The organism is Enterococcus sp. LJL128 (assembly GCF_056924295.1).
In genome coordinates this window covers 131,584-157,355 of sequence record NZ_JBXPBP010000004.1, presented here as the reverse complement: position 1 = coordinate 157,355, position 25,772 = coordinate 131,584, and the positions used below count along the sequence as shown (strand labels likewise).

Genomic DNA, 25,772 nt, shown 5'->3' with positions numbered 1-25,772 from the left:
TGTAGTAAGAAGTAGAGAAGAAGATAATTTGTGTGTATCGAGTAAATATATTCACCATTTTTATAGATAAATACATAATCCAATTCGTATACTAGCAGTAGAGAAAAAGAGAAATAGAAAAGCTAAAAGGGAGCTGAGCGAGTGAAAAAAATAAAAGGGGTGCGTCTGCTATTGGGCCTGTTGGGTTTAGGTATACTATTGGCAGGTGCGATGTATTGGCGGCTTCAGCTGCCTGACAAGACCGCAACGATTTCTACAACTGAAAGCAGCAGAGAGCCTCAAGTGTCGTCCGTGCAAAGTACGGAAGTATCGACAACCAAAGCAATAGAAGCTTCTTCAGAAACTATTGAAAGCAGTACGGAGTCTTCCAGTAATCAGGCGGAACCGGAGGCAGTATTCCATACAAGGGTCAGTCAAATTGCCAATGAATCAGTTAGTCATTTAACTGGCAAAAAAGGAATTTATGTCGCAGATGTCAATCAAGTAGCGGATATCTATCTGGAAAATAGCGACAGCCCGATTCGAGCAGCTAGTATTATCAAGCTGTTCCTGATGGATATGTTTTATTATCAGGTTCAGGCAGGGCTGCTTCAACTAGATACAAGCTATGCGTTAAAAGCATCTGATAAGGTTGGCGGCTCTGGAGTGATTCAACAAATGGCGGAAGGCAGCTTGTTTACGTATGAAGAGCTAGTTAATTATATGATTACGGTGAGCGATAATACAGCCAGTAATATCTTGTTAGACATATTAGGTGGTACAGGGACGGTTAATCAATTCATTCAGCAGCAAGGCTATCTGAATACTCGATTTGAACGGCGCTTTTTAGATACAGCAGCATTAGCTAGCGGTTTAGATAATTACACTTCGGCTGGGGATGTGGGAAGGTTATTAACGGCAATCTATCATAAGCAGGCGGTTTCCCCTGTCTACGATCAGCAAATGCTTATGGTACTTGCAGGCGGTCAAAACCGGACAAAACTACCGGCGCAAATCGGTGCTGAGGTAACGGTCTATAACAAAACCGGTGAATACTCCGAATATGGTGTACAAAGCGATGCCTGTATTTTTGAGAAGAATGGCAAGGCATATATACTGGTTATCCTATCGCAGGATGGTAATGAAGGGGAACAGTTTCCGGCGATGAACCAATTTGGTTTGGCAATCTACAATGAATATTTAAGCGCAGATTAAATAAAAGGCTGCGGTTTAGCCTGAACTCATAAGTTGCAGCTCTCTAAACCTTGTCAGCTTTATTGAATGAATCATTTGTTCGATGAATAAGCTTGGGTGAAGGATTGTGTATGTTCAAAAAAATTCTGGATATTTGCGGTTGTATAGACCCTGTAGTAGAGTGTTTATTGTAAGGACTTATGATCCGTGACAAGCAATTTCATTTCAGACAATGGAGGAGGATTATGATGAAAATAACACAATTAACGGTGGATACACTAAAGCGCGCACAAGAACGTTTTGAAGAAACTCTTAATCAGATGAGCGTAGTAGAGGCAAACACGATGCCGGCACCGCTGATTAAATCAGTAACCTGGTTAATATGGCACACGGCACGGGAGCTGGATTTTCAGATTTCAGACCTGAATCAGACCCAACCGCTATGGCTGGCAGCAGGCTGGAGCGATAAATTTGCCTTGGATTTGCCAGATGATACAGAGGACTGGCGGCATACACCGGCAGAAGCGGCTAAAGTAGTTGTGACAGATAAAAACCTGCTGCTGGATTATCTGACAGCCAGCGTAAATCTTACGAACACCTATTTAGAAACAGTGGAAGAAGAACAGCTTAGCGAAGTCATTGACAAAAGCTGGACACCGCCGGTTACACGACAGGTTCGTTTGGTTTCAGCTGTTGATGATGCAGTGATGCATTCAGGACAGGCGGTTTATACAAGAAGACTAGTTATTGGGAAATAGGAGAAAGCTCATAAACGACGTCCTGAAGCAAGATATCTAGTGTTGCTAGAAGAAACGGAGAATCAGTTATGGCAGATTTATTGAAAAATATGTACAATCAGCAATCAATTAACGATCTTGCAGAAGATATCCAGACTGTTTATCCTACTTTTCCAATCGAATCCTTTTTATCAGAAGTCATAGATGACGCATGGGCGGATTTGGAATTAAAGGCTAGAATGCGGAAAATCAGCACAAGCTTAGGGAATTATCTGCCTTCCGACTATGAAGAGGCATTGACGGTGCTCGATAAGGTTGTTGCAAACTACTCTGGTTTTTTCGGCATCTTATTTCCTGATTTTGTTGAGGTTTATGGACAAAGCGATACTGATTGGGCGCTGTCAGTAGCGGCGCTGGAAAGATATACGGTGTATTCTTCTTCCGAATTTGCTGTACGGCCGTTTATCATAAAAGATAGTGAACGAATGATGAAGCAGATGAGAAGCTGGTCCCAAAGTGAAAATGAACATATTCGCAGACTGGCAAGTGAAGGCTGTCGACCTCAGCTGCCTTGGGGTGTGGCATTAAGTGCTTATAAAATAGATCCATCTCCCGTACTGCCTATATTAGAACAGCTAAAGACTGATCCTTCCCTATATGTTCGGAAAAGTGTTGCTAATAATTTGAATGATATTTCTAAAACCCATCCAGAACTTGTCATGGAGCTCGCTAGGGAGTGGTATGGCGAAAATGAGCAGACAAACTGGATTTTGAAGCATGGCTGTCGGACATTGCTAAAAAGAGGCAATCAAGAAGTACTGGCAGTTTTTGGTTATCATGATGCTTCAGCGATAATTATTGAGGATTTTTCTTTAGCAAATGACGTTATTTCAAAGGGAGAAGAGCTCAGCTTTTCAGTCGCGCTTTCTGCAAATGAGGCGACAAAGATTCGGCTGGAATATGGGATTGATTATGTAAAAGCCAATGGGAAAAGAAATCGGAAAATCTTTAAAATATCTGAGCTTTCGCTAAAAGAAGGAGAGCAAAAACTATACAGCAAGACGCACTCTTTTGCAGATTTAACTACCAGAAAGCATTATCCGGGGCAGCATACCATTACACTGATTGTAAATGGTGCTGAACGTGAAACGCTGGATTTTGATTTAAATGGTTGAGTGTTGGAAAGAGCTGTTCTAAGTATGTTCTTATAGTCAAATAAAAAAAGGTATGCCCTGAAAGTTGTAAAACATAACAACCTTCAGGGCATGCTTTTTTTATTTGACTATTTTTTCGTTAGCTTCTTAAGCCTCGGCCTTTGTTAATCAAGTACCAGCAGACGGCATAAAGTACAGTGATAAACAGAATGAGAATCGTCATCGAAATGACAATTGGAACATCCTGAACACCAAGAAAGCCGTATCTAAAGCCTGAAATCATATAGACGATAGGGTTAACTTTTGAAACAGCCTGCCAGAAAGGCGGCAGCATAGAAATAGCATAGAATACACCGCCAAGGTAAGTTAACGGTTGTAAAACGAATGTAGGGACAATTGATACATCATCAAAGGATTGAGCAAAAATCCCGTTTAGTAAGCCGGCTAATGAGAATAAAATAGCAGTCATAAGCAAGGTAAGGATGACGATGAACCATGAGTAAACATGAAGCGGCACAAAGAACAATGAGATAATAGTGACAAGTGTGCCGACTAAAATGCTTCGTCCCATCCCGCCGATAACAAAGCCCCAGATAATAATATGTGTAGGGACTGGAGCAACTAAGATTTCTTCAATATTTTTCTGGAATTTCTGAGAGAAAAAGGAAGAAGAGACATTAGAATAAGAGCTGGTGATTACCGACATCATGATGAGACCGGGAACAATAAATTCCATGTAGGAAAAGCCTGCCATTTGTCCGATTCGTCCGCCAATCAGGTTTCCAAAAATGACAAAGTACAGGGATGTGGTGATGACAGGCGGCACCAGTGTTTGCACCCAGATGCGCAGATAACGATTCGTTTCTTTTACTGCCAGACTTTTTAAAGCAGTGAAATATAGATTAAACATTTTTTGTTCTCCTTATTTGTACTAACGTATTGATTTTTCTTCTGTGATTTTTAGGAATAGTTCTTCCAGACGATTGGACTTATTACGCATGGATAGAATGTGGACACCTTGCTTCGTAAGCTGATCAAATAAATCATTCAAGCCCTGATTGCGCTCAACCTCTACAGCTAGGGTCTGATCATCTTCAAAAGCGCTCTTGTAACCAGTGATTTCAGGCTGCTTATCGTAAGGAGCCAAATCAAAGATGAAGGTTTCAAACTGCAGCTTTGATAGAAGCGTCTTCATGCTAGTATTTTCAATCAGCTCCCCAGACTGAATGATTCCGATATTTCGACAGAGCATTTCTGCCTCTTCTAAATAATGAGTCGTTAGAATAATCGTTGTACCGCTGTTATTCAATTCTCTTAGGAAATCCCACATTTCACGTCTCAACTCAATATCTACACCAGCAGTTGGTTCATCCAGAATAAGCAGGCGAGGTTCATGCATCAAGGCGCGGGCAATCATCAACCGGCGTTTCATTCCGCCAGAAAGCATTCGAGCACGCACGTTGCGCTTTTCCCATAAATCAGACTGCTTCAGATATTTTTCGCTGCGCTTCAAAGCTTCTTTGCGAGAGACCCCATAGTAGCCAGCCTGATTTACAACAATCTGCTGGACTGTTTCAAAGGGATTGAAGTTAAATTCTTGAGGGACCAGTCCAATCTGCTGCTTGGCGAGCACTAGCTCTGTATCCAGGTCATAGCCGAAAACCTTCACCTTCCCTGAAGTTTTGTTGACAAGGGAAGTAATGATACCGATTGTGGTTGATTTTCCAGCACCGTTTGGACCTAAGAGAGCATAAAAGTCGCCTTCTTCTACGGTTAAGTTAATTCCTCTCAACGCTTCGACGCCGGAGGCATATACTTTTTTTAAATCTGTTATTTCTAATGCGTAGGTCATTTTGTTCGCTATCTCCTTTTCCTTTTTGAAGAAATCAGGATATAGAAAACTTTTGCAGATTTCTATATCTAACCAGTCCATAAACACCAGTTTTAAAGGACCAAACCTTAACGGTCAGACAAATTCCTTCGTAGACACGATTCTTTTATTTTATCATTAATCTTCTGGTTTACAAAGCTAAGTAGCTCTTACATTTATTTTTGTTGCATTTCTTAAAACGTGAAGGAGGATTAATAGACAAAGTAGTTCCTATTTTAAGCTAGAGGGCGTTAAAAAGTGGAGTGGTCTCTGAATTTTTCAGAGATTATTGTGAAAATTAAGAAAGGAAACACAGCTTAGGCGGCATATAAACTATAGTAACAGAATGGTATGCGCTGTTTTGATAACTATTTCTTGGAAAAACTAATTTCACTTATCTTTAAGAACTAGTCTATATAACGATTCAACTCTAAAGCTTTCAGATAGGCCTAATTCTAGTTGACAATTTTCGCCTATCAAGATACGTTATATTGTGAAGTCTGGATTGTAGAGAAATAAAAAAAGAAATAGCCTTTAAAAAGATGTTTCAAGGTGATGAGTGATTGGCATACAACCTGGTCTAAAACATAAAATGGCCAGACTGTTTTTTTTTCATATCGTAAAAAACGTTAGCAGTGTCTGTGAAACAGTCAAATAAATAATGAGGGGTAAGAGAAACACGATGAAAAATATTAAATTAACTATTGAATATGACGGCGGAAGATATCTTGGTTGGCAAAGACTTGGCGATTCAGACAAAACGATTCAAGGGAAAATTGAGCATATTCTTTCCCAGATTATTGGAACGAAGATTGAAATTATCGGCTCGGGTAGAACAGATGCCGGAGCGCACGCTAAAGGACAAGTTGCAAATTTTAAAACAGATGCGACAGTGGATTTAGCAGAGATGCTGACAACGCTAAATAACCAGCTGCCTCGTGATATTGTGGTGAAGAAATTGGAAGAAGTGCCAGAACGGTTTCATGCCAGATATAATGCAGCGGGGAAGAAATATAGCTACTATGTTTGGAATGAAGTGATTCCTTCTGCATTTGAACGGAATTACAGCTTTCACTATGCAGAGCCGTTAGACCTTGAGCTGATGAATGAGGCTTGTCGGAAATTAATAGGGACACATGATTTTATTGGTTTTTCTTCTCTTAAAAAAACAAAAAAATCAACCGTTCGAACGATTAATGAGCTTTCGATTCAACAAGAAGCTGGTTTGCTTCATTTTACATTTGTTGGAGATGGCTTCTTATACAAAATGGTGAGAATTATTATGGGGACACTGTTGGAAATTGGTACAGGAACGATGAAATTGGAAACAATCGATGAGGTATTTGAACGGAAAATTAGAAGTGATGCCGGAATGACAGTGCCATCACAAGGGCTTTTTCTGGATGAAGTTTATTATAAATAGACATACAGGAGAAGCTCCAACGAGATCCTTGAAAGGCTCAGATAGAAAAACACCTCAAAGCTCAAAAGAGTGATGAGGTGTTTTTGTACGCTTGCTAGGAGGATAGTAGAAGGAGCATCAATTTTTATTTTTGCTCTCCAGCAGATGATTCGTGCTTTTTCTTTATCCGCAGTACAATAAGGATAACGAAAGTAGAGGAGTGGATTATATGTCAAGCTATGAAAAAAGAACAGAAGATCATTTGCTTTCACCGGAAAATGCGGTGTTAACAATTATTGACTATCAGCCGACACAAATCAATTCGATTAATTCAATGAATCGTTCAGAACTGATTCGCAATACTGAAATTGTGATTGAACTAGCTAAGCTTTACGGTATTCCTATTGTGCTGTCAACGGTGAATGTGGAGAAAGGCTGGAATTCTGATACAATTCCTGTATTGAAGAAAGCTGTTGGCGAGGGCGTTCAGTCTTATGATCGAAGCTCAATCAACGCTTGGGAGGATCAGGAGTATAATGCTGCTGTAAAGGCAGTCGGACGTAAAAAAATCCTGATTGCTGCTTTATGGACAGAAGCTTGCCTAACCTTTCCAACGTTGGATGCACTGAAGGAAGGCTATGAAGTCTATCCCATCGTAGATGCGGTTGGAGGAACCTCTTTACTGGCTCACGAGACTGCCTTACGCCGTGTAGAACAAGCCGGTGCCCAGTTAACAACGATAGCTCAATTAGCCTGCGAGCTGCAAAGAGACTGGAACAGAGAAGAAACTGTACCAGGCTTCGATGAGCTGATGACTAAGTTTGGTGCTTTTTCTAATTTGAGGTAATCGGAAAATCAGGAGTATATTGTGAAACAGACGTATCTAAGCCTAGCCATTTCTTTTATTTGTTGAACTGTAGAAACTCAGGTTGTCTATGTATGGTATAAGTAGAAAAGACTCAGTGGTCAGTGACAGCTGAATGAGTAAAAAGAAGCTGTATGTTGTACAGTTGTAAGAGTGAAAAAGTGAATGGAATAATAATCAGATTTCCTTCTGACTATTGTTCCACTCGCTTATTTTTGTTTCTACAAAAGGCGAGGTTGAAAGTGTTTACCTTCGAGAAGCAAGTAGATAAGTTTCATGTCAGCTCGTTTTTCACTGTATTTTACAGTAATAAGAAGGATAAGCCGAAACTTGTCAAGAAACACTACGAGGGAACTGAGTAGTTGTGGATTGATATCGACCTGGAGCGCCGCATATTTTTGAGATTATTCGGCTTATTTCCGAGAACTTCAACTCTTAGCACTTAGAAGTTGATGCTAGCGGGACGAAGTGTAGTGAGCTTGCTATCTCTATGAGCCTAGCAATTCTCGAGACAAAGCATTAGGTTCCTACAAGCTTGTCTACGGTTCTCGCTCTGTTGCGCTTCTCGAAGCATCCGAAGACTGGAACATTGTTTATCCGGTTTTATGAGACTGAGACAAGCTTATGTCAAAGCTCCTCAATAATATGTAGTTTGTAAAAAAGATGCATGCCATTTCCCAGACCTGAATTGCCGGCAGGTGTAAAAAATCTCATTTTTCTGAGGTCTACGTGAAGACCCATAAATAATAGATGTATTTCGTTTATTCATGTAGCAGCCCTTGCATTGGGAAGCAGTGTAAAATAAAAATGGTTGAATGATTGTAGCTAAAGTGAGATAATCCAGCTAGTCTTTTGCTGAAAAAGCAGGGTCTGCGATAGTAATAGGTCTCGATTACTCATTATTGCCAAGATACATAGTGAGGTACGAGCTGATGTTGAACGATACCTATTTGGTTTTCGAGACAGAAGACTTCTGCTGCAACCTAAGCGTGTACATATTATTAATAGAGGAGCGTTTTAAATGATTACATTAAAATCAACTAGAGAAATTGAGCAGATGAAGGAGTCTGGAGCGATTTTAGCTGGTATTCATGAACAATTGAGAGAGTTGATTGTACCAGGAATTACAACGAATCAAATCAATGCGTTTGTTCATAAGAAGATAGAGGAAGCCGGTGCGACAGCTGCTCAAATTGGATTTGAGGGCTATGAATATGCTACTTGTACTAGTGTGAATGAAGAAATATGCCATGGGTTTCCATCGGACTATCGGTTGAAATCTGGAGATGTTGTTAAAGTAGACTTTTGTGTGGATCTTCATGGGGCTATTTCAGACAGCTGTTGGACGTATGCTGTTGGAGAGATATCCGAAAAGCATCAGGAATTAATGGCGGTTACTCTGGAAGCCTTACGCTTAGGGATTGAACAAGCACAAATTGGCAACCGGGTAGGTGATATTGGTCATGCAATTCAGAGTTATGCAGAGTCGAAAGGATATGGTGTTGTCAGAGATTTTATCGCACATGGGATTGGCCCGACAATCCATGAGGAGCCTTTCTTTCCTCACTATGGAATTGCAGGAAAGGGACTGCGTTTAAAGGAAGGAATGACACTGACCATTGAACCAATGATTACAACTGGTACTTGGCGAATGGTGATGGACCCCAATGGTTGGACTGCCCGTACGATTGACGGCGGGTATTGTGCTCAATATGAACATTCTATTGCAATTACTAAGGAAGGTCCGGTGATTATGACGGGGCAAAATTAAGGTAACTAACGCTACTATTGGACAAAAGGCGCTGAAGGAATAGCTTCCACAAGTCTATTCTTTCAGCGCCTTATAAAAGGTTTCAAAATATATCGAGAAGCCTCGACATATTAAATTGCATAAAAATATACTTCCATCCCATTGAGAAGTAAATACGTGTTGGTGTACATCTGGATAATGGTTGGAATCTCCGTGATTTGCTCCATACTTTCCACCTATAGTTGCATGTGGTCGTCTTTGTACTGCCAAATCAGGCAATGGAGTGTCTGGGTCAGTTTATTCTTGGCTGTAGACCACTCAACTACTTCCTTCACTCGAATGTTTTATACTAAAAGACAGTGCTAATAAAAATACTAATACTGTCCCTAATTTTTTTACTTATTAAACTAACTAGTTTTAATGAACTGTAGATTACTTTAAATAGTATTCATTACTAAATTCTCCTACTGTAGCACATTTAAAGCTTGCTTGACTTTTGCTAATAATTTTCTGATTTCCAATTCATCATATTTTTCATAGCCATCTTGTATTACCCTGTTAATAGCTGTTTCAATATACTTATAAAATTCTTCAAAACTTAAGTATGCCTCACAATCTTCATTTGCTGCTGGTTGATCAATTGAAAATAGAATTTGATTATTTTTTAATTTTCCATAGGCGTGGAATGATTCATCAATCTCGTCACTAAATAGAAATCCCATAAATTCTTCACCGAAACCTTCTTTTCTTGCAAACCTAGATAATATTCTTTGTAATTGTATATCAGAAATACAAAAGAAAAATGAATATACATACTTTTCTATTTCTGATTTATCATTAATAACTCTACACATATATTTCTCCTTTATTTTAGTATAGGATAAAAGTTAGTAACTGCACCTTCTTTTATATAACCTTTAAATTTTAAACCATTAGAAGCATGACCTATTATTTCTCCAGTATTTTGATTAAATATACCATTCTGCATGGCTTCCTTCCCCCATGCTATCATTTGAGCATCATTTATCATATTCGGGTCATATACTGTTTTAGGGTATTGTACTTTCTTATATTTAATCGGTTGCGCTAATGCTCCTCCAGAAACTTGCATTGGTAATTGATATTCAATTTCATAAACTCCAGAAATAGTCGGATGAGGTGTTTTTCTCAAAATACAATCATCTAAACCAATAGTAGAGTCTAAACTTAATAGTGCTGTTTCAAATTTTTTCAAATTATGTCCGCCACTTACTGTTTTTCCGGTAATTTTTTCAGCATTCTTCAAATGATTTTCAGCATTACTGCCAATTCTCACATGATAGTTTTTCCCTCTAACCGTCTGTCCATGATACGTACTTCCTGCATCCCCATCTATTTCCGGAACCTTAGTTACTTTTCCCTTAACCGTCTTAGCTCCGTTATAGCCTAACATAAATCCTTCCAAGACCGCAAACGAGACTTTGAGTATTCGCTCTCCTGTGGATAGCTTTCTTCCAGTAATCAGCTCTTTTCCTGTCCATGCCTCGGTCGCATTAGTGACAGTTCCTATCATATCCAGGGTATTGGCAATGGCCAACGGCAGCTTCGGTTGGAAAAAGAGGAGGGCTCCATTGACAGCAATCGTTACCACAAAGCCCTTGATCTGATCGTGGTGGGAAGAGTAATCGAAGGAGCCTTTCGCAAAGTTTGCGGCCCGGTATTCTTCAAAGGTCAGATCGCCCCATTCGTCTTTCTTTCGGGCAAACTCATCTTTCAAATAATCGTTTAACGTCGTATCTCCTGCGAGAATATCCCCCAGTGTGACATGACTCTTATGCCTTGTTCCCTGAAATGCCTGATCTGGAAAGTAGCCTTTGGCACTGGTACTGTAGCCCATCAAATCCATGTTGCTGATTCCTTCTACGACCTGATCCATCGCTGAGGCAAAGGGATAATCCACTCCTCCTGACAATTGATCCGGAATGTGCCGCATCGCCAAATTTAACAGGACAAATCTATTGGCTAGCTCTTCATAGCTTCCTTCTGGGGTATCTATTTGAATGGCACGGTCGGCATCATAGGCGGCGCAGGCCTGTTCAGCCTGTTCACTGAGACGGTCGGCTTCCTTCAGCATAGAAAAGAGATCCATGCTTTCGATAAAGCCTACACCCTCGCTCAACGCCTGCCAATCTGCTGCATTATACTTTATATCCAACCTTTTCCTCCTTTTTATTTTTAACCTCTTTGCTTTTTCTAACTGTTAATCGAACACCCTTCCTATTATATGGAATAGATGAGCCGACCCAACTCTGTCTCGAAAATATAATAACACTTTTTTGATATCTTTTTATTTATTTAGATAATTAATTATAACAAATGGTTCGTTGTGTGGAGTATCAATTTTTAATAAATCATAAAAAAATAATACTTTATATTTTTAATCCTTTATTAAAAAAAATAAAAAGTAGACTTTAAAAAAATTCTGAAATGAGGATAGGACAGAAGTGTTTTGCTTAGAGAAGCAGGTAGGTACTGATAAACATCCGAGCGTCCTTTGCGGTGTACCACAACAATAAGGTGGACGAATCAAAAATTGCCAAGTAATACTGTGAGAGAACCGAGTAGCTGCTAATTGAACCCTATCTGGAGCAGCGCCTATTTTTAGTGTCGCTTGACTTATTTCTGAGAACGCCAATTCTAGTGCGTTAGCACGTAGATATTGATGCTATCGTAGCGTAGCGAAGTCCTTCAATTCTTAGGGGATTGTCTACTTAGAGATTGATGAGATTGGAACGAAGTGGAGTGCGTTTGCTGTCGCTAAGATCAAATGTTTTTCAAGCCGAAACATTCGATTCCTACAAGCGTGTCTATGGTTCTCACTGCGTTGCGATTCTCGAAGTATGTCAAGACTGGAACACCGTTTGTTCGGCGATAGAGCCTTGGATATCTTTTATTACTATCTTAGCGAGTATCCACTGAAGAAGAGCATCAAAAGATAACAAATAATTGAAGAATTCACTTGAAAGAGCTTTCAATTACCGATATGATTCAGATGTATGAATGGAGGCGGAATTAATGACTGAAGATATTGATAACCTGTTAAAAAAGAGTGAACTGATTTATATACGACAATCCAAATATTCTGAAGAGGAGTGGCATTCTTCTATCCATTCCCATTACTTTACAGAGATACTGATAGTTCTAAGCGGAAAGGGCAATTTTATCGTCGAAAATGAAAAGTATCCAATAAAGGATCGGGATATCATCATCGTCAATCCTTATGTTCAGCATACCGAAACCTCATCTGGAGAATATCCTTTGTGGTATGTAGTAATTGGGATTAATAATATTAAATTTGAAAAGAAATCATCAGGAGATAAACAGCATTTCATTTTCCATGATCACATGGGAGATTTACTGCCATTTTTGAAGCTTGCTATTGCTGAAATGAATCAGAAAGGCTGGGGCTATGAAGCAGCACTAAAGCGGTTGGCAGAAACGATAGTCATCAAAATCTATCGGGATCAGAAATTTACGCTGGTACCGGTGGAAAACAAAAGCGTCAGTAAAGACAGTGTGCTAATCAAGGAGTTTATCGACCTGCATTTTAAAGAACAGCTTTCACTGGAGGATATTGCAGCAACGATTCATTTAGATAAATACTATATCATTCATACCTTCAAACAAAATTATCACACGACACCGATGAACTATCTGATGAAAAAAAGAATTGAAAACACTAGGGAGCTATTGGAGAGTACGGATTATCAAATTGCAGATATTGCATCAATCACAGGGTTTACTTCACAGTCTTACTTTAATCAGGCTTTCAAAAAAGAGATGGGTGTTTCACCGATGAAGTACCGGAAAATGCATCGAGGTATCCAATGATTGTTTTCAATATATTTATTGTAAGGGTTTTCTTCAATAATTATAAAAAAACCAGCAATTGTTCAAAAATAAAGCGCTTTCCAACCTGTTATACTGAAACCATCAAATATAGGAGGAGTCAATCATGAAAAAATTTTTAGGTCTGACCTCTGTTTTAGCTTTAGCTGCATTAACACTTAGTGCATGTGGTGGCGGTAAAACCTCGGATACAGGTGCTTCAGATAGCGGGGATGGAAAAGAAGTCATCAAAGTAGCAGCTTTAGAATCTGCCTACGGTGCAGACATGTGGGATAAAATCAAAGAAGCATATGAAGCTCAAAATCCTGATGTAACAGTTGAATTGACGATTGACAAGAAGCTGGAGGATGTCATTAGTCCGAATATGAAAGCCGGCAATTACCCGGATGTGATTTTACTGGCAACTGGCCGTGAAGCGGGTCTTACAGAAACCTTTATCAAGGATAAGAATCTAGAAGATTTGACTGATGTTTTATCAATGACTGTTCCTGGTGAAGAGAAGAAGGTTTCTGACAAACTGATTTCCGGTTTTACAGATACACTGGCAACTAATCCGTACAATGATGGAAAAACATATTTGGCACCGATGTTCTATTCACCTACTGGACTGTTTTATAATGCAGCCTTGCTAGAAGAAAAAGGCTGGGAAGTACCACAGACCTGGGATGAGATGTGGGCATTAGGAGATAAAGCGAAAAAAGAAGATATTTCACTTTTCACTTATCCAACAACAGGCTATATGGATTCCTTCATGTACAGTCTGTTATCAGCTACTGGCGGGCCAGAATTCTTTAACGAAGCAATGAGCTATGAAAAGGGTGCCTGGAACTCAAAAGAAGCAACAGAAGCGTTTGAAATCGTTGGAAAACTGGCGGAATACACTGCACCAACCACTGTTGCAAATGCCAATGATCAAGACTTTACTAAGAATCAACAGATGATTTTAGATGATAAAACAATCTTCATGCCAAATGGAACGTGGGTTCCAGAAGAAATGAAGGATGCGCCACGAGCTGACGGCTTCTCATGGGGCATGACTGCGTTGCCAGCCGAAAGCACAGGCGGCGACCGCTATTCTTATACTTTCTTTGAACAGGTTTGGATGCCGTCTGGTGCAGAGCATAAGGACGCAGGAAAAGAATTTATTGCATACTTGTATTCTGATGAAGCGGCAGATATCTTTATGGAAGTCGGCGCAATCCAGCCAATTCAAGGGATGTCCGATAAATTAACTGGAGACAATAAGCTGTTTTACAGTATCTATGATGACGGTGCAAAAGCTGTTATGGGCGGCTTTGCCAATGCAGCGAGCGTTGAAGGCGTAAGTATTCGCGATACCTTGTTTGAAACAATCAACAGTGTGGTTTCCGGCGATAAAACAGTGAAGGAATGGCAGGATAGCGTTGTTGAAGCTTCTGATAAATTAAGAGAGGCCTCTGAATAGATTGTCTTAAGGCTGAGGTACATTGCTGCCTTGGCCTTTCCTAGTCATAAAAATAATTTATAAAAATTTGTAATAGCCGAAATTTAAAAATATATAAAAAAGGAGGAGGTCCAGATGAACAGAAAAAAGCAGCAGCGGATTTTTATTACGCTTTGTCTGATTCCGGCAGTTTTGCTGATTCTGATTTTCATGGTCTATCCGACAGTCAATGTCTTCTTCATGTCGATGTTTAAATGGGGCGGTTATTCTCCTGAAAAAACATTTGTCGGTTTGGATAATTTTAAGATTCTAATTAAGGATATGGCTTTCTTCCGGTCCTTTCAAAATACAATTTTGCTGATTGTCCTCGTTACTATTATTACGTTATTATTGGCGCTGATATTTGCTTCCATACTGACACGGGAGAAGTTCAAAGGAGTGAATCTTTTCCGGGTAATTTTCTATATCCCTAATATTTTATCAATAGTCGTTATTGCGGCAATCTTTTCCGCTATTTATGACCCCAGCAGCGGCTTGCTGAACAATCTTTTCGGGGCGCTGAAATTGGAAAATCTTCAGCAGATGTGGCTTGGCGATCAGAAAATTGTCATTTACAGCATCGCTTTTGCACTGATTTGGCAAGCGATTGGGTATTACATGGTGATGTACATGGCTTCGATGGCTTCTATTCCTGAAAGTCTGTATGAAGCTTCTGCTCTAGAAGGAGCAGGCGCACTCCGGCAATTCTTCGATATTACGCTGCCGCTAACCTGGAATACGATTCGGACAACGTTGACCTTCTTTGTCATCAGTACCATCAATTTGAGTTTTCTGTTAGTAAAAGCAATGACTAACGGCGGACCGGACGGCTCAACAGAAGTATTCCTGAGCTACATGTATAAACAAGCATATACCAATTCTTCCTATGGCTATGGGATGGCAATTGGGGTAGTTGTGTTTACCTTCTCATTTATTTTATCGGCAGTACTAAACAAAGTAACCAAACGTGAAGTTTACGAATTCTAGGAGGAATGGATATGAAAGCAAAGAACGGCAATCGAGTCTATAAAATCTTTGTCTATGTTGCGCTGATTACTTTAGCTGTATCCATTCTAGTTCCAATCGCTTGGGTATTTTTCGCTTCAATCAAAGAAAATTCTGAATTTTATGGTAATCCGTGGTCAATGCCGAAGGGCTTCTATATTGAGAACTTCATAGGTGCTTTTGAAAAAGCCAATATGGGTTCCTATATGTTGAATTCAGTTATTGTAACATTAACTGCGTTAGTCATTTTAATTGTTGTAGCGCTGCCGGCAGCCTATGTGCTGGCCCGCTTTAAATTCAAAGGCAGAGGATTTTTGAATACGTTGTTTATGATGGGGCTGTTTATCAACTCTAATTATATTGTGGTTCCTATTTTCCTGATGCTGCTGGACGGCGACAATGCACTGCGCCAAACTATCGGCAGTGCTTTTCTCATCGATAATCTCTTTGTTTTGGCAGTAGTCTATGCAGCGACTGCTTTGCCATTTACAATTTACCTGCTGTCGAATTATTTCCGAACGCTTTCCACAGCTTATGAGGAAGCAGCCTATATCGATGGCGCCGGCTTTTTCAAGACATTACTGGTTGTTATGGCACCGCTGGCAAAGCCAAGTATTATCACAGTGATTCTATTCAATTTCCTGAGCTTTTGGAATGAGTACATCATTGCACTGACTCTGTTGCCAGGTGAAAATAAAACCCTTTCTGTAGGACTAATTAATTTAATGGCTGGGCAAAAGGCGGCTGCTAATTATGGTCAGCTCTATGCAGGGTTAGTGATTGTTATGCTGCCGACACTGATTCTCTACATTCTTGTGCAAAAGCAATTGACACAAGGAATGACCGTTGGCGGAAATAAGGAATAGGGGGATTTAGAATGACAAATAAGGGACGAGTGACAATTCCCAGTGAAGGAAATTACTTAGAAGAAACGAAACGTCTGATGAAGCTTTGGGGAGCAGATGCCATTCGGGATAGCGACGGGACCAAGCTGGATGAAGGACTCAAACAATTGAAAGCAAAAATCTACACTACCTATTTTGTTGCCCGGGGGCATAATGAGTTCATTCAGGAGCATTTAGAAGAAGTCCAGCAGCTGTATCTCCTTAGTGAGCGTGTGACGGCAACAGATGCAACAGTAACGATTCCTTTTCTCAATGGATTTTTTGAAGAACAAATCAAGCCCAATTATGATGACGACCCAAAGCATTTCTGGGAGGTTCGTGACCGGACAACAGGAGAAGTCGTTCCAGCAGCTGACTGGCACTATGAAGCCGCAGCTAATCAAGTAATCGTACAAAATATCACTGCATTTCATGAATATACGGTGTCTTTTCTAGCGTACATGATTTGGGATCCAACACAGATGTATAATCATATAACAAATGACTGGGGCGATAAGCCTCATGATATTCCCTTTGATGTACGTAAGGATTTTTCAAAAGGATATATGGCAGAGTTTCTGAAAAATTGGCTGGCGGAAAATCCAGATACAGATGTGGTTCGTTTTACAACCTTCTTTTATCACTTCACCTTGTTTTTCAATCAGCTGGGCAAAGAGAAATTTGTTGACTGGTTTGGCTATGGCGGCACCGTATCAGTTGCTGCTCTACAGGAGTTTGAAAAGGCGAAAGGGTATGCCTTGACGCCAGAGGATTTTGTGGACGAAGGCTATTATAATTCTACCTTTAGGACACCGAGCCAAGCGTATCTGGACTATATTGATTTTATTCAGAAGTTTGTCGCAGAGGAAGCAAAAGCGCTGGTAGATCTCACTCATGAGAGCGGCAAAGAAGCGATGATGTTTCTTGGTGATAACTGGATTGGCACAGAGCCTTACGGTAAGTATTTTAAGGATATCGGTATAGATGCGGTTGTGGGCAGTGTAGGGAATGGTACGACATTGCGGTTAATATCTGAAATTCCTCATGTGAAGTATACAGAAGGCAGATTTTTGCCTTACTTCTTTCCAGATGTTTTCAAGGAAGGCAATGATCCCACTGCAGAGGCTAGAGAGAATTGGCTGACTGCCCGCCGCGCTATCTTAAGAAAGCCGGTTGATCGAATTGGCTACGGCGGCTATTTGAGTCTGGCTAACCAGTTCCCGGATTTTGTCGAGTATATTGCAGAAGTAGCGGATGAATTTAGAGATTTATATGAAAAAATCAAAGATGTTGCACCTTATACAGGGCTAAAGATAGGGATTGTCAATGCCTGGGGGAAACTGCGTTCATGGCAGACTCATATGGTCGCTCACGCTTTATGGTATCAGCAAATCTATAGCTATAACGGTATTCTTGAAGCCTTATCTGGTCAGAAAGTTGCAGTAGAGTTCTTTACCTTTGATGAAATCAAAGCGGGAATACCTGAGGATATTGATGTTTTAATCAACGCAGGTGATGGCTATACAGCATACTCAGGCGGAGCAGCATGGGAAGACCCTGAGCTGATTCAGACGATTTTCTCATGGGTCAATCAGGGCGGCGGTTTCATTGGTGTAGGAGAGCCTAGTGCTTTTCAAAAGAATGGACGTTACTTCCAACTGGCTTCTCTGCTGGGTGTGGAAAAAGAACAAGGTTTCTCTTTATCAACAGATAAATATTTTCATGAAGAGCAGCCAGAGCATTTCATCACGAAGCATTGCCAAAGCTTTGATTTCGGTGAAGGGCAGAAAAATATTTTTTCACTTCATACTGAAACGGAGATTCTTAACATTCAGGAAGGATCAGTTCAACTGGCAGCGAATCAGTTTGGAAGAGGACGAAGTGTGTACATCAGTGGTCTACCATATTCTCCGGAGAACAGTGATTTACTGCTGCGGGCATTATTTTATGCAGCAGGTCAAGAAGACCGTTTAAATGAGTGGTATAGCGAAAACCCAAATGTTGAAGTCCATGCCTATCCTGGTATTCAAAAATATGTAGTAGTTAATAATCATAATCAGGCGGAGACGGCGCTGGTTTATTTAATAGGCGGGAAGCATGAAGTGTTTGAACTGAAACCAGGGGAAATTATTTGGAGGGATTATGATGGATAAACGATTGATCTCTGGATTAAAAGCAGGTGTCTTTTTCCTTTGTCTGATTCTGGTTTTTCTAGGTCAGAAGCATATTGGTTATTCTGGGCTGCTGGCTATGCTGGCGGGCTTAATAGGACTTCTTGTGTTGCTATGGGACTATAATAGAAAGTATCAGTAGCGGAGGAAATAATATGAAAAAGGCAATAGGTATTGATATTGGCGGTACAAAAATTGCCGCAGGTCTGGTCTTTGAAGATGGACAGGTGACAAACGAGGTTCGAATTCCCAGCAATATAAACTCCAGAGAGGGAATGTATGAGCGGCTGTGCCAGGCTATTGACGAGCTGTTGGATAAAAGCGAATTGCATGAAGAAAAGATTTCTTTCGGTATTGGCGTACCAGGATTAGTCGATCGGAAAAACGGCATTGCGGTTTTTCAGAATAATTTACCATGGGAAAACTTTCCAATCGTCGCGCGGCTGCAAGAGCGCTACTCCAATTGTGAACATATTGCCTTGGACAATGATGTGTATCAGGCAGCTTATGCAGAGTGGGGCACATCAGGACTAGCAGCAGATGACTTGTTGGTTTTTCTAACAGTTAGTACAGGAATTTCCGCAGCAATTATTAACGGCGGAACCTTCTTACGGGGCAAAGGCTTTGCCGGAGAACTAGGACTGCTGCCTGTTCGGAATGGACAGCAGTCTTTAGGAAGACTGGAAAAGCTGGCTTCTGGTCCGGCGTTGGCAGAAGCTGCCAGAGAGGCCTATAATGACGGCACGCTGACTACAGAAGAAGTCTTTCAGCGCTATCATCGGAAAGACCCGAAGGCTGTGGAGCTGATTCAGCAATGGTCCGATTCTTTGACCCATGGTATTTATGCGTTAATCTGTATCCTTGATCCGCAGAAAATTGTCTTTGGCGGCAGTGTTTTACAACAGAATCCTGATATGCTGGATCTACTGAAGGTAAAGCTGGCGAAAGAACTCATTGAAGCACAGAAAACCAGTCTTGAAGGATTAGAAATGACGAAGTTTGAAAATAATGCCGGCGTCATTGGTGCCGGTTTGCGAGCCATTGCAGAAATGAATAGAGACTAAAAGGATGAAGCAGGTTATAGAACAGGAAGACTATAAACCAGCACATCATTAGTGAAAGATACTAAAGAAAAGCAGCAGACAACGATAAGCGAAAAAAGCATCGGACAAAAAAGTTCGATGTTTTTTTCGTATAGGGAAATACATAGTCAATGAATAAAGAAACAACCAGGAATAGTATGATCAATAGTCTACATTTTGATAAAGTTATCTCGCTGTAATATCTTAAATGTATTTTGATTTTGAGCGTAAGGCAATTCTTTATTTGTTGCTTTGCTCTCTTTTTCTGATTTTTTTAATGACTGTAATCAATCTTTTTGAAAAGTTGTATGTGTTATGAGCAATCCTTTGAAGTAAATGTTAAGTATAATAGTTTATTGTAATTCTGTTATTAGTAATGTTAAATGGTATTTTTAAGAAAAATTATTGTAATTACGTGATAAAATATGATTGATGAGGGGGATCATATGGAAACAGTGAAAGCGAGAAAACAAGGGAATGCAATCATGGTTACTTTAGCGAGCAAATTAGCTGTAAAAGAGGGACAAGAATTTTACTATTATAAGGATGATGAAGGAATTATCTCTTTAATTCCCAAAGCAGAAGATTTTTTTCAAAATGCAGAAAAAGGTGATTTTGTAGATGACGAGGATAAGCTGGCTATGAATTTTGTTCCAAAAGTCAGCGAGCTAGATGATTAAGCAAGGTGATATTGTTATTATTAATTTTGATTCTTCTAAAGGTAGTGAAATTCAAAAAGGCGACCAGCATTAGTTATGAGCCGTGATGAATATAACTTGTCTTCGAATCTAATCATTGTTTGTCCTATTACTTCAACCGAAAAAAACGTCCATATTTTATCCCCATACATAGTAAAATCTTACAAAAGGATAGTAAAGTTAATACTAAACAAGTATATTCGTTGGATTACACACTTAGTGGAAATCGTAATGCAGAAGTTATTGGTAAAATTGAGATGAAAGAATTCTTGAATATCGCACAATATTTTATGTTGAATTTTAATTTTCCATTTTTTTAACTTTTCTAAGTGATTGTGAACACTACAGAGAGTCTGGGACATAAACAAAATCCCAGACTTTTGACATCTCTAAAACCGAATAAACGGTATTCCAAAAGCAGCTTTCTCGGAAATAAGCCGAATAATCTCAAAAATATGAGAAGCTATTTTCGTATTATTCTTCTTATTTCTCGGAGCTGAACACTTTTGTCACAACCTCCTATACATAATTTCAAATGCTCAACTTAGGAGTGAATAAGCTATTGCAGCTATTTAGTAACAAAATTAATTTAGGTAGAGGTAAAGATACGAAGAATAGCTTTTCTTTTACGATGTTATGCTGGATACTTAAGATAAAAGAATCGCATGGAATTAGGTGAAGAAGCGAGCACACTTATTAATCAAACATTTAAAAATCCAACTAAATTAATAGTTATCGGTGAGTCTAAGGGAGCAGAATTAGTCTTGCTTTTGGGTAGTGCATACAGTAATGAAATTGATAAAATTGTAGGTATCGTACCCAGTAATCATGTTTTTTTGGGTTTAGGTGAGATGAGTGTTGAGGTCTCGTCTTGGACTAAAAAAGAACAGCCTTTTTCATATATTTCTTTGATGAAGCTAAGAAAAGAATTTCATTTATCCACAATCATTCCGTTTGCAAAGTATCTCTTAGGAATGATTAGAAAAAAGCCAGTGACATTTCGAAAGCTTTATGAGCAAAGTGTTCATTTGAGTGATAATAAAGAAGAGGCTCGGATTAAAAGCGAAAATTTTGCTGGAGAACTGCTGCTGATTGCTGGCGGGCAGGATATGCTCTGGCATTCTGATCAAATGGCTAGGGAAATAAAAGAAAGCAGGCAACCCCTGAAAACAGAATTAATTATATATGAAGAGGCAGGGCACTCAACCGGAGAGCCATATCGTACGAGCAAACTGATACTAGGTGGAAATGAGGAAATCAGCCAACGTTGTTACCAAGATATGATGAAAAATATTGTTTCTTTTTGTTCTACTTAGAAATAGGGGGGATAGTTAATAATTAGGGAAGGTATTATCCTTCAAAAGATTAAAAAACAAGCAGCTTGAGCAGGCACTTGCTAATGATGAAAGTTGGAACTAAAACTATTTTTTCTGGAAAGAATAATAAAAAAAGAAACATGGAACGTTAAGTGTTTGTAGCGAAAAGGAGTTTTAGAAATGATTGAAAAAGATGAGATGACTGGATTGTGGACACCGCCAGCGAGCAATAGTGGGATACGACCGGCAAGCAACAAATGGGATGAAGCAGCCGAGCGAACTGCGACTGAAGAATTCAAGGTTGCCTATGGCGGAGGAATAGTTAATGTAAAAAAAGGTTCAACTTATTATGTGGATACAAAGGATAGAGTATTAGTAGGATGGCATGGAACATACGATCCGCCCCGTGATATGGGAGGATATTCGATTCTCAAAGTGGACTAAAAGGAGGGCGAAGCATGAAAAGAACCATTAGTAAGAAGGCTGTTGTGATACGTTTTGGCCTTTTAGGCTGGAAGCTATACACAAAAAATGAGATGAAATTCGCTGGTAATCCTGGCTATATATTTAGATTGTACGCATGTTCATTCCTTGTTTTTTTCTCTTTAATAGTAATGTTAGCATTATTAGTATCAGTAAAAGTCTGGCTGTTTTTAGAATTATTTTTACTATTACTTTCATGCTGGTATGGCTTGTGGGCATCAAAATTTTTTGCGCAGTACTTCTAGCAAGGGATGTTAGAAGCTTTCGATAAATAAAAGTTTTTAAAAAGGAGTAGAATGGCAGGTGTTTTATGTACTTAAATTCTAAAAAGAACAAGTTTTCACTCAATATTTTCTCTATCGCAGGTATCATATGTTTTGCCCTTGCGTTTGTATTTCTATGTACTAATTATATTTTTAAGAAAGAAAGCCTGCAAACTACTTTAGAAAATAATACATGGGAAATGAAAAAGACGTCGCCTATAGAGATTGTATATACAGTTACTTTTTCTAAAGAAGAGGTGAATCTCAGTGCTGCTAATTTAGGCTCTGCATTTTCAGGTTATCAAAACTATCAGTATGTGATTAATGAAAATATTCTAACGATAGCTACTTACGAGGGAGAAGAGGTGTATTCAATAAAAGAAAACGAGAGCGGATTCGAATTTACAGCTAAGAATGAATTAGCAAAAACAAATAGAGGAAATCTACAATTAGTGAAGAAAAATAGATGGCAATTATTTCCTTAAAGGAAAACAGTCAGATTTTCCAAAAGAATTTTTGAAAAGGGCAACAGTAAAAAATTAATGGACTGAAAAGCGTTTGGATACACACCAAAAGACCAATAGGAGGTAATTATATTGAGTAAATCAGATATTAAAATTTTTCATATAAAGCAAGAAGCGTTTCATTTTCTTGGGATAGAAAATGAAATAGTTGGAGCTATTGAAGACGCTGATTTTGTTACTATTTGGAATAACTTTTTTGAGGCTGGAGGGTTTGACAAGATCAAACCCTATCAACAAAAAAATAATCAGCCAATGGTTATTTATCATAACAACAACTCCAGCAATCTTATTTACTTTATTGGCACTATGATTGAAAGTGAAAGTGTAGATGAAATTCCCAAGGGATACAAGATAAACAAATTTCCAGAGTGCGAATTTCTGGTAGTAACAACGAAATGGCTGCGGACTGAAGAGGAGGCGCTTGGGGAGCGTGGACTTGGACAGTGTGGAGAGTATGAAAAGAATGTAGCTATACCTCAAGGATATATTCGTTATGATAGTGGGGATAGTCAATATGTATTGATAGAAAGAGAAAATTTCAACACCAAGGAAGGAAGCCGATATGAATTTTGGGTTCCGATAAAGAAGGTCACTTAGAAAAGCAGTTATTGATTGAGAGAGAAATCCTATGGAAATGAAAAGAGTGAGACAATTATCAGTTGTTTTCTGATTATTGTCTCACTTTTTTAGAAGATTACACAAGTGCAGCTATTTCCGGATTATCCTTTGCAACTAAATAGAACAAAAAATGTTATTCACAGTTGGTTGTAATCTTTACTACAGGCGGTAAAATTAAGATGTAAAGGAGGTATGAAAAGTATGAATAAGATTATAAATAAGAAAATCAATATAAAAAAAAATCTCGTGTATCTAAGAAAAGTTAGTCACATGACTATTGAAGAAGTGGCGGATAAAATTGGCGTATCACGGCAGGCTGTGGCAAAGTGGGAAAATGGTGAGTCAATTCCGGACGTTATCAACTGTGACGCATTGGCTGGTTTGTATGATGTAACAATCGATGATTTGCTTCATTTTGACGGAGAAAATCAAGAAATCGGGATGGCACCCAAAGGGAAACATCTTTTTGGAACAGCGGTCTTGGGGGAACGAGGGCAGGTTGTTATTCCCAAACAAGCGAGAGATTTATTGAAATGGGAAGCTGGCGAGAGATTGGTAGTATTGGGTGATACAAGGCCAGTATCACAAGGAATTGCGTTGCTGCCGGCCGATTCCTTTATGCAGGCGGCGAAAGAAATTATGGATAACTTCTATCCTGAAAGGGGCGGTGAATAGCATGTTGCTAGAGGTTCATAATTTAACAAAAAAATACCCTAAATTCACATTAGAACGGATTTCTTTTTCACTACAAGAGGGAAAAATTATGGGGTTGATTGGGAAAAACGGCGCAGGGAAAAGTACTGCGTTGAAAGCTATGCTTAATATGGTTTCTCCTGATGAAGGAACCATCCGAATGTTTGATACTGACTTCAGAAAAGAAGAGGCAAGATGTAAACAAAAAATCGGTGTCGTTCTTGGAGGGATAGACTTTTATCAGTATAAAAAATTATCTGATATTACGTCGGTCACTCGCCGTTTTTACAAAGAGTGGGATGACCATGCCTACCAGAAATATATGGAAATGTTTGATTTGGATGCGGGCAAACGTGTTAATCAGCTGTCTGCAGGTATGAAAGTAAAATATTTGATTACCTTAGCATTATCCCACCATGCGGACCTGCTGATTTTTGATGAACCAACCAGTGGCTTGGATCCTGTCGCACGTGAGGACTTATTAGATTTGTTTAAATATCTGGTAAAGGATGGGAAAAGATCAATACTGTTCTCCACCCATATTACCTCAGACCTGGATAAATGTGCAGATAACATTACTTATATCAAAAATGGCAGAATACTATTAAGTGCGGCGAAAGAGACATTTATAAAATCATTTCAACAGCTCAAAAAGCCAAATGAACAGGAGCTGTCACTGGAAGAAATTATGATTCGTACTGAAAGGAGGAATTACAGTGACTAATCTGGTTTATAAGGAATTTCGTTTATGTGCGCATCCAACACTGTACGTGTTTATGTTATTAGGGTGTTTAATCATTATTCCTTCTTATCCGTACGGCATTGTATTTTTCTTTGGCTGCTTAGCATCATTCATTACATTTTATAATGCCCGTGAAAACCACGATGCCTTTTATACAGCACTGCTGCCAGTTAGAAAAAAAGATATTGTAAAATCAAAATGTGTGCTGGTCGTAATTGTAGAATTAGGACAGTTGCTTATTTCTTTACCATTTGCCTATCTTAGAACATTAATCCTGCCGGAGGGTAACCCGATTGGAATTGAAGCAAACGTCGCTTATTACGGGTTTGGATTGATTGTATATGCTGTATTCAATTTATTTTTCTTTACGGAGTTCTATAAAACAGCGTATAAGGTTGGGCGAGCCTTTATATATGGCATTATACCAGCAATGATTATTGTCGTTGTAATGGAATCTTTCACCTATGTTCCGGGGATGCAGTGGGTGGATAGTATGACACCGGCTCTAATGTTAAAGCAGGCTCCTATTCTAATTGCTGGAATCATAATATATAGTGTCTTTACATTTCTAGCTTATAAAATAGCGTCAAAACGCTTTGAACGCGTAGATTTATAAGGAATAAAATAGAGTTTTGCTGAGTAATAAACGATTCAACTAAAAAAGGGATGTTGACGCATCTCTTTTTTTGCTGTATTAACGTACGGTTTTAAAGAGGAAATATCTAACTTAATCAATGTAGTATGTTTTAATGGGGTACCAAATCTTTATCTTTATATTATAATAAAATGATGAAGCTAAAGTAAAAAGCTAAAATGATTAGTACTAATGTTCAGGTAAACATTGAAGGGCTAGTCATAAAGCTGAGTGTCTAAACCAGAAGACAATTTCTCAAAATTGATCAGTGGTTGAAACCAATCAGAAGATTCGACAGTGTAATTCGAAACCCAAAAAGATTTTTAAACAGTTAAAGAAATATTATTTTCACAAATAC

Annotated in this window: 26 protein-coding genes and 1 pseudogene; 23 read left to right on the top strand and 4 right to left on the bottom strand. The window is 39.1% G+C overall.

All coding sequences use genetic code 11. The annotated features are described in order from the left end of the window. Positions 1–141 precede the first annotated feature (141 nt). The 3 genes from AC1Z3K_RS07290 (at position 142) to AC1Z3K_RS07280 (ending at position 3,085) form a co-directional block, all read left to right on the top strand. Positions 142–1,194: a serine hydrolase gene (locus AC1Z3K_RS07290; protein ID WP_426084511.1), complete on the top strand. Its 1,053-nt coding sequence runs from the start codon at positions 142–144 to the stop codon at positions 1,192–1,194. Between the two features lie 227 nt (positions 1,195–1,421). Next, positions 1,422–1,931: a DinB family protein gene (locus tag AC1Z3K_RS07285; RefSeq protein ID WP_461732389.1), complete on the top strand. Its 510-nt coding sequence runs from the start codon at positions 1,422–1,424 to the stop codon at positions 1,929–1,931. A gap of 68 nt (positions 1,932–1,999) precedes the next feature. Then, positions 2,000–3,085 (top strand): DNA alkylation repair protein, encoded by a 1,086-nt coding sequence (locus AC1Z3K_RS07280; RefSeq protein WP_461732332.1) that lies wholly within the window; start codon positions 2,000–2,002, stop codon positions 3,083–3,085. A 118-nt stretch (positions 3,086–3,203) separates the two neighbouring features. Here the strand turns inward: AC1Z3K_RS07280 and AC1Z3K_RS07275 are convergent, their stop codons facing one another. Together AC1Z3K_RS07275 and AC1Z3K_RS07270 are read right to left on the bottom strand one after the other, a co-directional pair. Continuing rightward, the gene (locus tag AC1Z3K_RS07275; protein ID WP_426084513.1) at positions 3,204–3,974 is read right to left on the bottom strand and encodes an ABC transporter permease; all 771 of its coding nucleotides are present in this window, start codon (positions 3,972–3,974) and stop codon (positions 3,204–3,206) included. A 21-nt stretch (positions 3,975–3,995) separates the two neighbouring features. Further along, positions 3,996–4,916, bottom strand: coding sequence for an ABC transporter ATP-binding protein (locus tag AC1Z3K_RS07270; protein ID WP_461732331.1), 921 nt, complete (start codon positions 4,914–4,916; stop codon positions 3,996–3,998). 700 nt (positions 4,917–5,616) lie between these two features. On the opposite strand from AC1Z3K_RS07270, the gene truA reads away from it, so the two are divergent. The 3 genes from truA to map all read left to right on the top strand — a co-directional run bounded on the left by truA (position 5,617) and on the right by map (position 8,972). Beyond that, a complete protein-coding gene (gene truA, locus AC1Z3K_RS07265) occupies positions 5,617–6,357 on the top strand; it encodes a tRNA pseudouridine(38-40) synthase TruA (protein WP_461732330.1) in 741 nt (246 codons plus the stop codon). A 208-nt stretch (positions 6,358–6,565) separates the two neighbouring features. Further along, positions 6,566–7,183 carry an isochorismatase family protein gene (locus AC1Z3K_RS07260; RefSeq protein WP_461732329.1) on the top strand — a complete coding sequence of 206 codons (618 nt, stop codon included), beginning with the start codon at positions 6,566–6,568 and terminating at the stop codon, positions 7,181–7,183. A gap of 1,039 nt (positions 7,184–8,222) precedes the next feature. Then, positions 8,223–8,972 carry a type I methionyl aminopeptidase gene (gene map, locus AC1Z3K_RS07255; RefSeq protein WP_426084518.1) on the top strand — a complete coding sequence of 250 codons (750 nt, stop codon included), beginning with the start codon at positions 8,223–8,225 and terminating at the stop codon, positions 8,970–8,972. Positions 8,973–9,415: 443 nt separating this feature from the next. Here map and AC1Z3K_RS07250 read toward each other — a convergent pair whose 3' ends face one another. Both AC1Z3K_RS07250 and AC1Z3K_RS07245 read right to left on the bottom strand, forming a co-directional pair. Continuing rightward, the gene (locus AC1Z3K_RS07250) at positions 9,416–9,805 is read right to left on the bottom strand and encodes a hypothetical protein (RefSeq protein ID WP_426084519.1); all 390 of its coding nucleotides are present in this window, start codon (positions 9,803–9,805) and stop codon (positions 9,416–9,418) included. Positions 9,806–9,816: 11 nt separating this feature from the next. Continuing rightward, positions 9,817–11,145 carry an EndoU domain-containing protein gene (locus AC1Z3K_RS07245; protein ID WP_461732328.1) on the bottom strand — a complete coding sequence of 443 codons (1,329 nt, stop codon included), beginning with the start codon at positions 11,143–11,145 and terminating at the stop codon, positions 9,817–9,819. Positions 11,146–12,005: 860 nt separating this feature from the next. Between AC1Z3K_RS07245 and AC1Z3K_RS07240 the strand changes: the two genes are divergently transcribed. The 17 genes and pseudogenes from AC1Z3K_RS07240 to AC1Z3K_RS07160 all read left to right on the top strand — a co-directional run bounded on the left by AC1Z3K_RS07240 (position 12,006) and on the right by AC1Z3K_RS07160 (position 25,396). Next, on the top strand, positions 12,006–12,821 hold the full coding sequence (locus AC1Z3K_RS07240; RefSeq protein ID WP_426084749.1) for a helix-turn-helix domain-containing protein: 816 nt from the start codon (positions 12,006–12,008) through the stop codon (positions 12,819–12,821). A gap of 124 nt (positions 12,822–12,945) precedes the next feature. Then, entirely contained in the window at positions 12,946–14,283 is a 1,338-nt protein-coding gene (locus tag AC1Z3K_RS07235; RefSeq protein WP_461732327.1) for a carbohydrate ABC transporter substrate-binding protein, read from the top strand. Between the two features lie 114 nt (positions 14,284–14,397). Then, positions 14,398–15,288 (top strand): carbohydrate ABC transporter permease, encoded by an 891-nt coding sequence (locus AC1Z3K_RS07230; protein WP_426084751.1) that lies wholly within the window; start codon positions 14,398–14,400, stop codon positions 15,286–15,288. Positions 15,289–15,299: 11 nt separating this feature from the next. Then, positions 15,300–16,172, top strand: coding sequence for a carbohydrate ABC transporter permease (locus tag AC1Z3K_RS07225; protein ID WP_426084752.1), 873 nt, complete (start codon positions 15,300–15,302; stop codon positions 16,170–16,172). Positions 16,173–16,183: 11 nt separating this feature from the next. Then, positions 16,184–18,343 (top strand): 1,3-beta-galactosyl-N-acetylhexosamine phosphorylase, encoded by a 2,160-nt coding sequence (gene gnpA, locus AC1Z3K_RS07220; protein ID WP_461732326.1) that lies wholly within the window; start codon positions 16,184–16,186, stop codon positions 18,341–18,343. Continuing rightward, a complete protein-coding gene (locus AC1Z3K_RS07215; protein WP_426084754.1) occupies positions 18,336–18,503 on the top strand; it encodes a DUF6903 family protein in 168 nt (55 codons plus the stop codon). The genes gnpA and AC1Z3K_RS07215 overlap by 8 nt, the downstream gene beginning before the upstream one ends. Positions 18,504–18,516: 13 nt before the next feature. Next, a complete protein-coding gene (locus AC1Z3K_RS07210; RefSeq protein WP_461732325.1) occupies positions 18,517–19,425 on the top strand; it encodes an ROK family protein in 909 nt (302 codons plus the stop codon). Between the two features lie 464 nt (positions 19,426–19,889). Continuing rightward, positions 19,890–20,123, top strand: coding sequence for a type II toxin-antitoxin system PemI/MazE family antitoxin (mazE, locus tag AC1Z3K_RS07205; protein ID WP_426084756.1), 234 nt, complete (start codon positions 19,890–19,892; stop codon positions 20,121–20,123). After that, positions 20,116–20,461 (top strand): annotated as a pseudogene (locus tag AC1Z3K_RS07200) (type II toxin-antitoxin system PemK/MazF family toxin). Before mazE ends, AC1Z3K_RS07200 begins: the two are co-directional and overlap by 8 nt. A gap of 345 nt (positions 20,462–20,806) precedes the next feature. Beyond that, positions 20,807–21,457 (top strand): acyl-CoA thioester hydrolase/BAAT C-terminal domain-containing protein, encoded by a 651-nt coding sequence (locus AC1Z3K_RS07195; RefSeq protein WP_461732324.1) that lies wholly within the window; start codon positions 20,807–20,809, stop codon positions 21,455–21,457. A gap of 198 nt (positions 21,458–21,655) precedes the next feature. Further along, complete coding sequence (locus AC1Z3K_RS07190; RefSeq protein WP_426084758.1) at positions 21,656–21,901, top strand: hypothetical protein; 246 nt, start codon at positions 21,656–21,658, stop codon at positions 21,899–21,901. Between the two features lie 14 nt (positions 21,902–21,915). Beyond that, positions 21,916–22,185 carry a hypothetical protein gene (locus AC1Z3K_RS07185; protein ID WP_461732323.1) on the top strand — a complete coding sequence of 90 codons (270 nt, stop codon included), beginning with the start codon at positions 21,916–21,918 and terminating at the stop codon, positions 22,183–22,185. Positions 22,186–22,250: 65 nt separating this feature from the next. Continuing rightward, positions 22,251–22,688, top strand: coding sequence for a hypothetical protein (locus AC1Z3K_RS07180; protein WP_461732322.1), 438 nt, complete (start codon positions 22,251–22,253; stop codon positions 22,686–22,688). Positions 22,689–22,799: 111 nt separating this feature from the next. Further along, positions 22,800–23,324, top strand: coding sequence for a hypothetical protein (locus AC1Z3K_RS07175; RefSeq protein WP_461732321.1), 525 nt, complete (start codon positions 22,800–22,802; stop codon positions 23,322–23,324). A 222-nt stretch (positions 23,325–23,546) separates the two neighbouring features. Then, on the top strand, positions 23,547–24,020 hold the full coding sequence (locus AC1Z3K_RS07170) for a helix-turn-helix domain-containing protein (RefSeq protein WP_461732320.1): 474 nt from the start codon (positions 23,547–23,549) through the stop codon (positions 24,018–24,020). Position 24,021: 1 nt separating this feature from the next. Next, positions 24,022–24,762: an ABC transporter ATP-binding protein gene (locus tag AC1Z3K_RS07165; protein WP_461732319.1), complete on the top strand. Its 741-nt coding sequence runs from the start codon at positions 24,022–24,024 to the stop codon at positions 24,760–24,762. Next, on the top strand, positions 24,755–25,396 hold the full coding sequence (locus AC1Z3K_RS07160; RefSeq protein WP_461732318.1) for an ABC-2 transporter permease: 642 nt from the start codon (positions 24,755–24,757) through the stop codon (positions 25,394–25,396). The genes AC1Z3K_RS07165 and AC1Z3K_RS07160 overlap by 8 nt, the downstream gene beginning before the upstream one ends. Positions 25,397–25,772 lie beyond the last annotated feature (376 nt).

Bases quoted from the DNA above. Each gene is read 5' to 3' on its own strand.
- AC1Z3K_RS07260 (WP_461732329.1), top strand. From the start codon at position 6,566: ATGTCAAGCTATGAAAAAAGAACAGAAGATCATTTGCTTTCACCGGAA.
- AC1Z3K_RS07190 (WP_426084758.1), top strand. From the start codon at position 21,656: ATGACTGGATTGTGGACACCGCCAGCGAGCAATAGTGGGATACGACCG.
- AC1Z3K_RS07275 (WP_426084513.1), bottom strand. From the start codon at position 3,974: ATGTTTAATCTATATTTCACTGCTTTAAAAAGTCTGGCAGTAAAAGAA.
- AC1Z3K_RS07185 (WP_461732323.1), top strand. From the start codon at position 21,916: ATGAAAAGAACCATTAGTAAGAAGGCTGTTGTGATACGTTTTGGCCTT.
- mazE (WP_426084756.1), top strand. From the start codon at position 19,890: ATGGAAACAGTGAAAGCGAGAAAACAAGGGAATGCAATCATGGTTACT.
- AC1Z3K_RS07235 (WP_461732327.1), top strand. From the start codon at position 12,946: ATGAAAAAATTTTTAGGTCTGACCTCTGTTTTAGCTTTAGCTGCATTA.
- gnpA (WP_461732326.1), top strand. From the start codon at position 16,184: ATGACAAATAAGGGACGAGTGACAATTCCCAGTGAAGGAAATTACTTA.
- AC1Z3K_RS07180 (WP_461732322.1), top strand. From the start codon at position 22,251: ATGTACTTAAATTCTAAAAAGAACAAGTTTTCACTCAATATTTTCTCT.
- AC1Z3K_RS07195 (WP_461732324.1), top strand. From the start codon at position 20,807: ATGGAATTAGGTGAAGAAGCGAGCACACTTATTAATCAAACATTTAAA.
- AC1Z3K_RS07225 (WP_426084752.1), top strand. From the start codon at position 15,300: ATGAAAGCAAAGAACGGCAATCGAGTCTATAAAATCTTTGTCTATGTT.
- AC1Z3K_RS07215 (WP_426084754.1), top strand. From the start codon at position 18,336: ATGGATAAACGATTGATCTCTGGATTAAAAGCAGGTGTCTTTTTCCTT.
- AC1Z3K_RS07280 (WP_461732332.1), top strand. From the start codon at position 2,000: ATGGCAGATTTATTGAAAAATATGTACAATCAGCAATCAATTAACGAT.
- truA (WP_461732330.1), top strand. From the start codon at position 5,617: ATGAAAAATATTAAATTAACTATTGAATATGACGGCGGAAGATATCTT.
- map (WP_426084518.1), top strand. From the start codon at position 8,223: ATGATTACATTAAAATCAACTAGAGAAATTGAGCAGATGAAGGAGTCT.
- AC1Z3K_RS07210 (WP_461732325.1), top strand. From the start codon at position 18,517: ATGAAAAAGGCAATAGGTATTGATATTGGCGGTACAAAAATTGCCGCA.
- AC1Z3K_RS07165 (WP_461732319.1), top strand. From the start codon at position 24,022: ATGTTGCTAGAGGTTCATAATTTAACAAAAAAATACCCTAAATTCACA.
- AC1Z3K_RS07240 (WP_426084749.1), top strand. From the start codon at position 12,006: ATGACTGAAGATATTGATAACCTGTTAAAAAAGAGTGAACTGATTTAT.
- AC1Z3K_RS07230 (WP_426084751.1), top strand. From the start codon at position 14,398: ATGAACAGAAAAAAGCAGCAGCGGATTTTTATTACGCTTTGTCTGATT.
- AC1Z3K_RS07285 (WP_461732389.1), top strand. From the start codon at position 1,422: ATGAAAATAACACAATTAACGGTGGATACACTAAAGCGCGCACAAGAA.
- AC1Z3K_RS07270 (WP_461732331.1), bottom strand. From the start codon at position 4,916: ATGACCTACGCATTAGAAATAACAGATTTAAAAAAAGTATATGCCTCC.
- AC1Z3K_RS07170 (WP_461732320.1), top strand. From the start codon at position 23,547: ATGAATAAGATTATAAATAAGAAAATCAATATAAAAAAAAATCTCGTG.
- AC1Z3K_RS07250 (WP_426084519.1), bottom strand. From the start codon at position 9,805: ATGTGTAGAGTTATTAATGATAAATCAGAAATAGAAAAGTATGTATAT.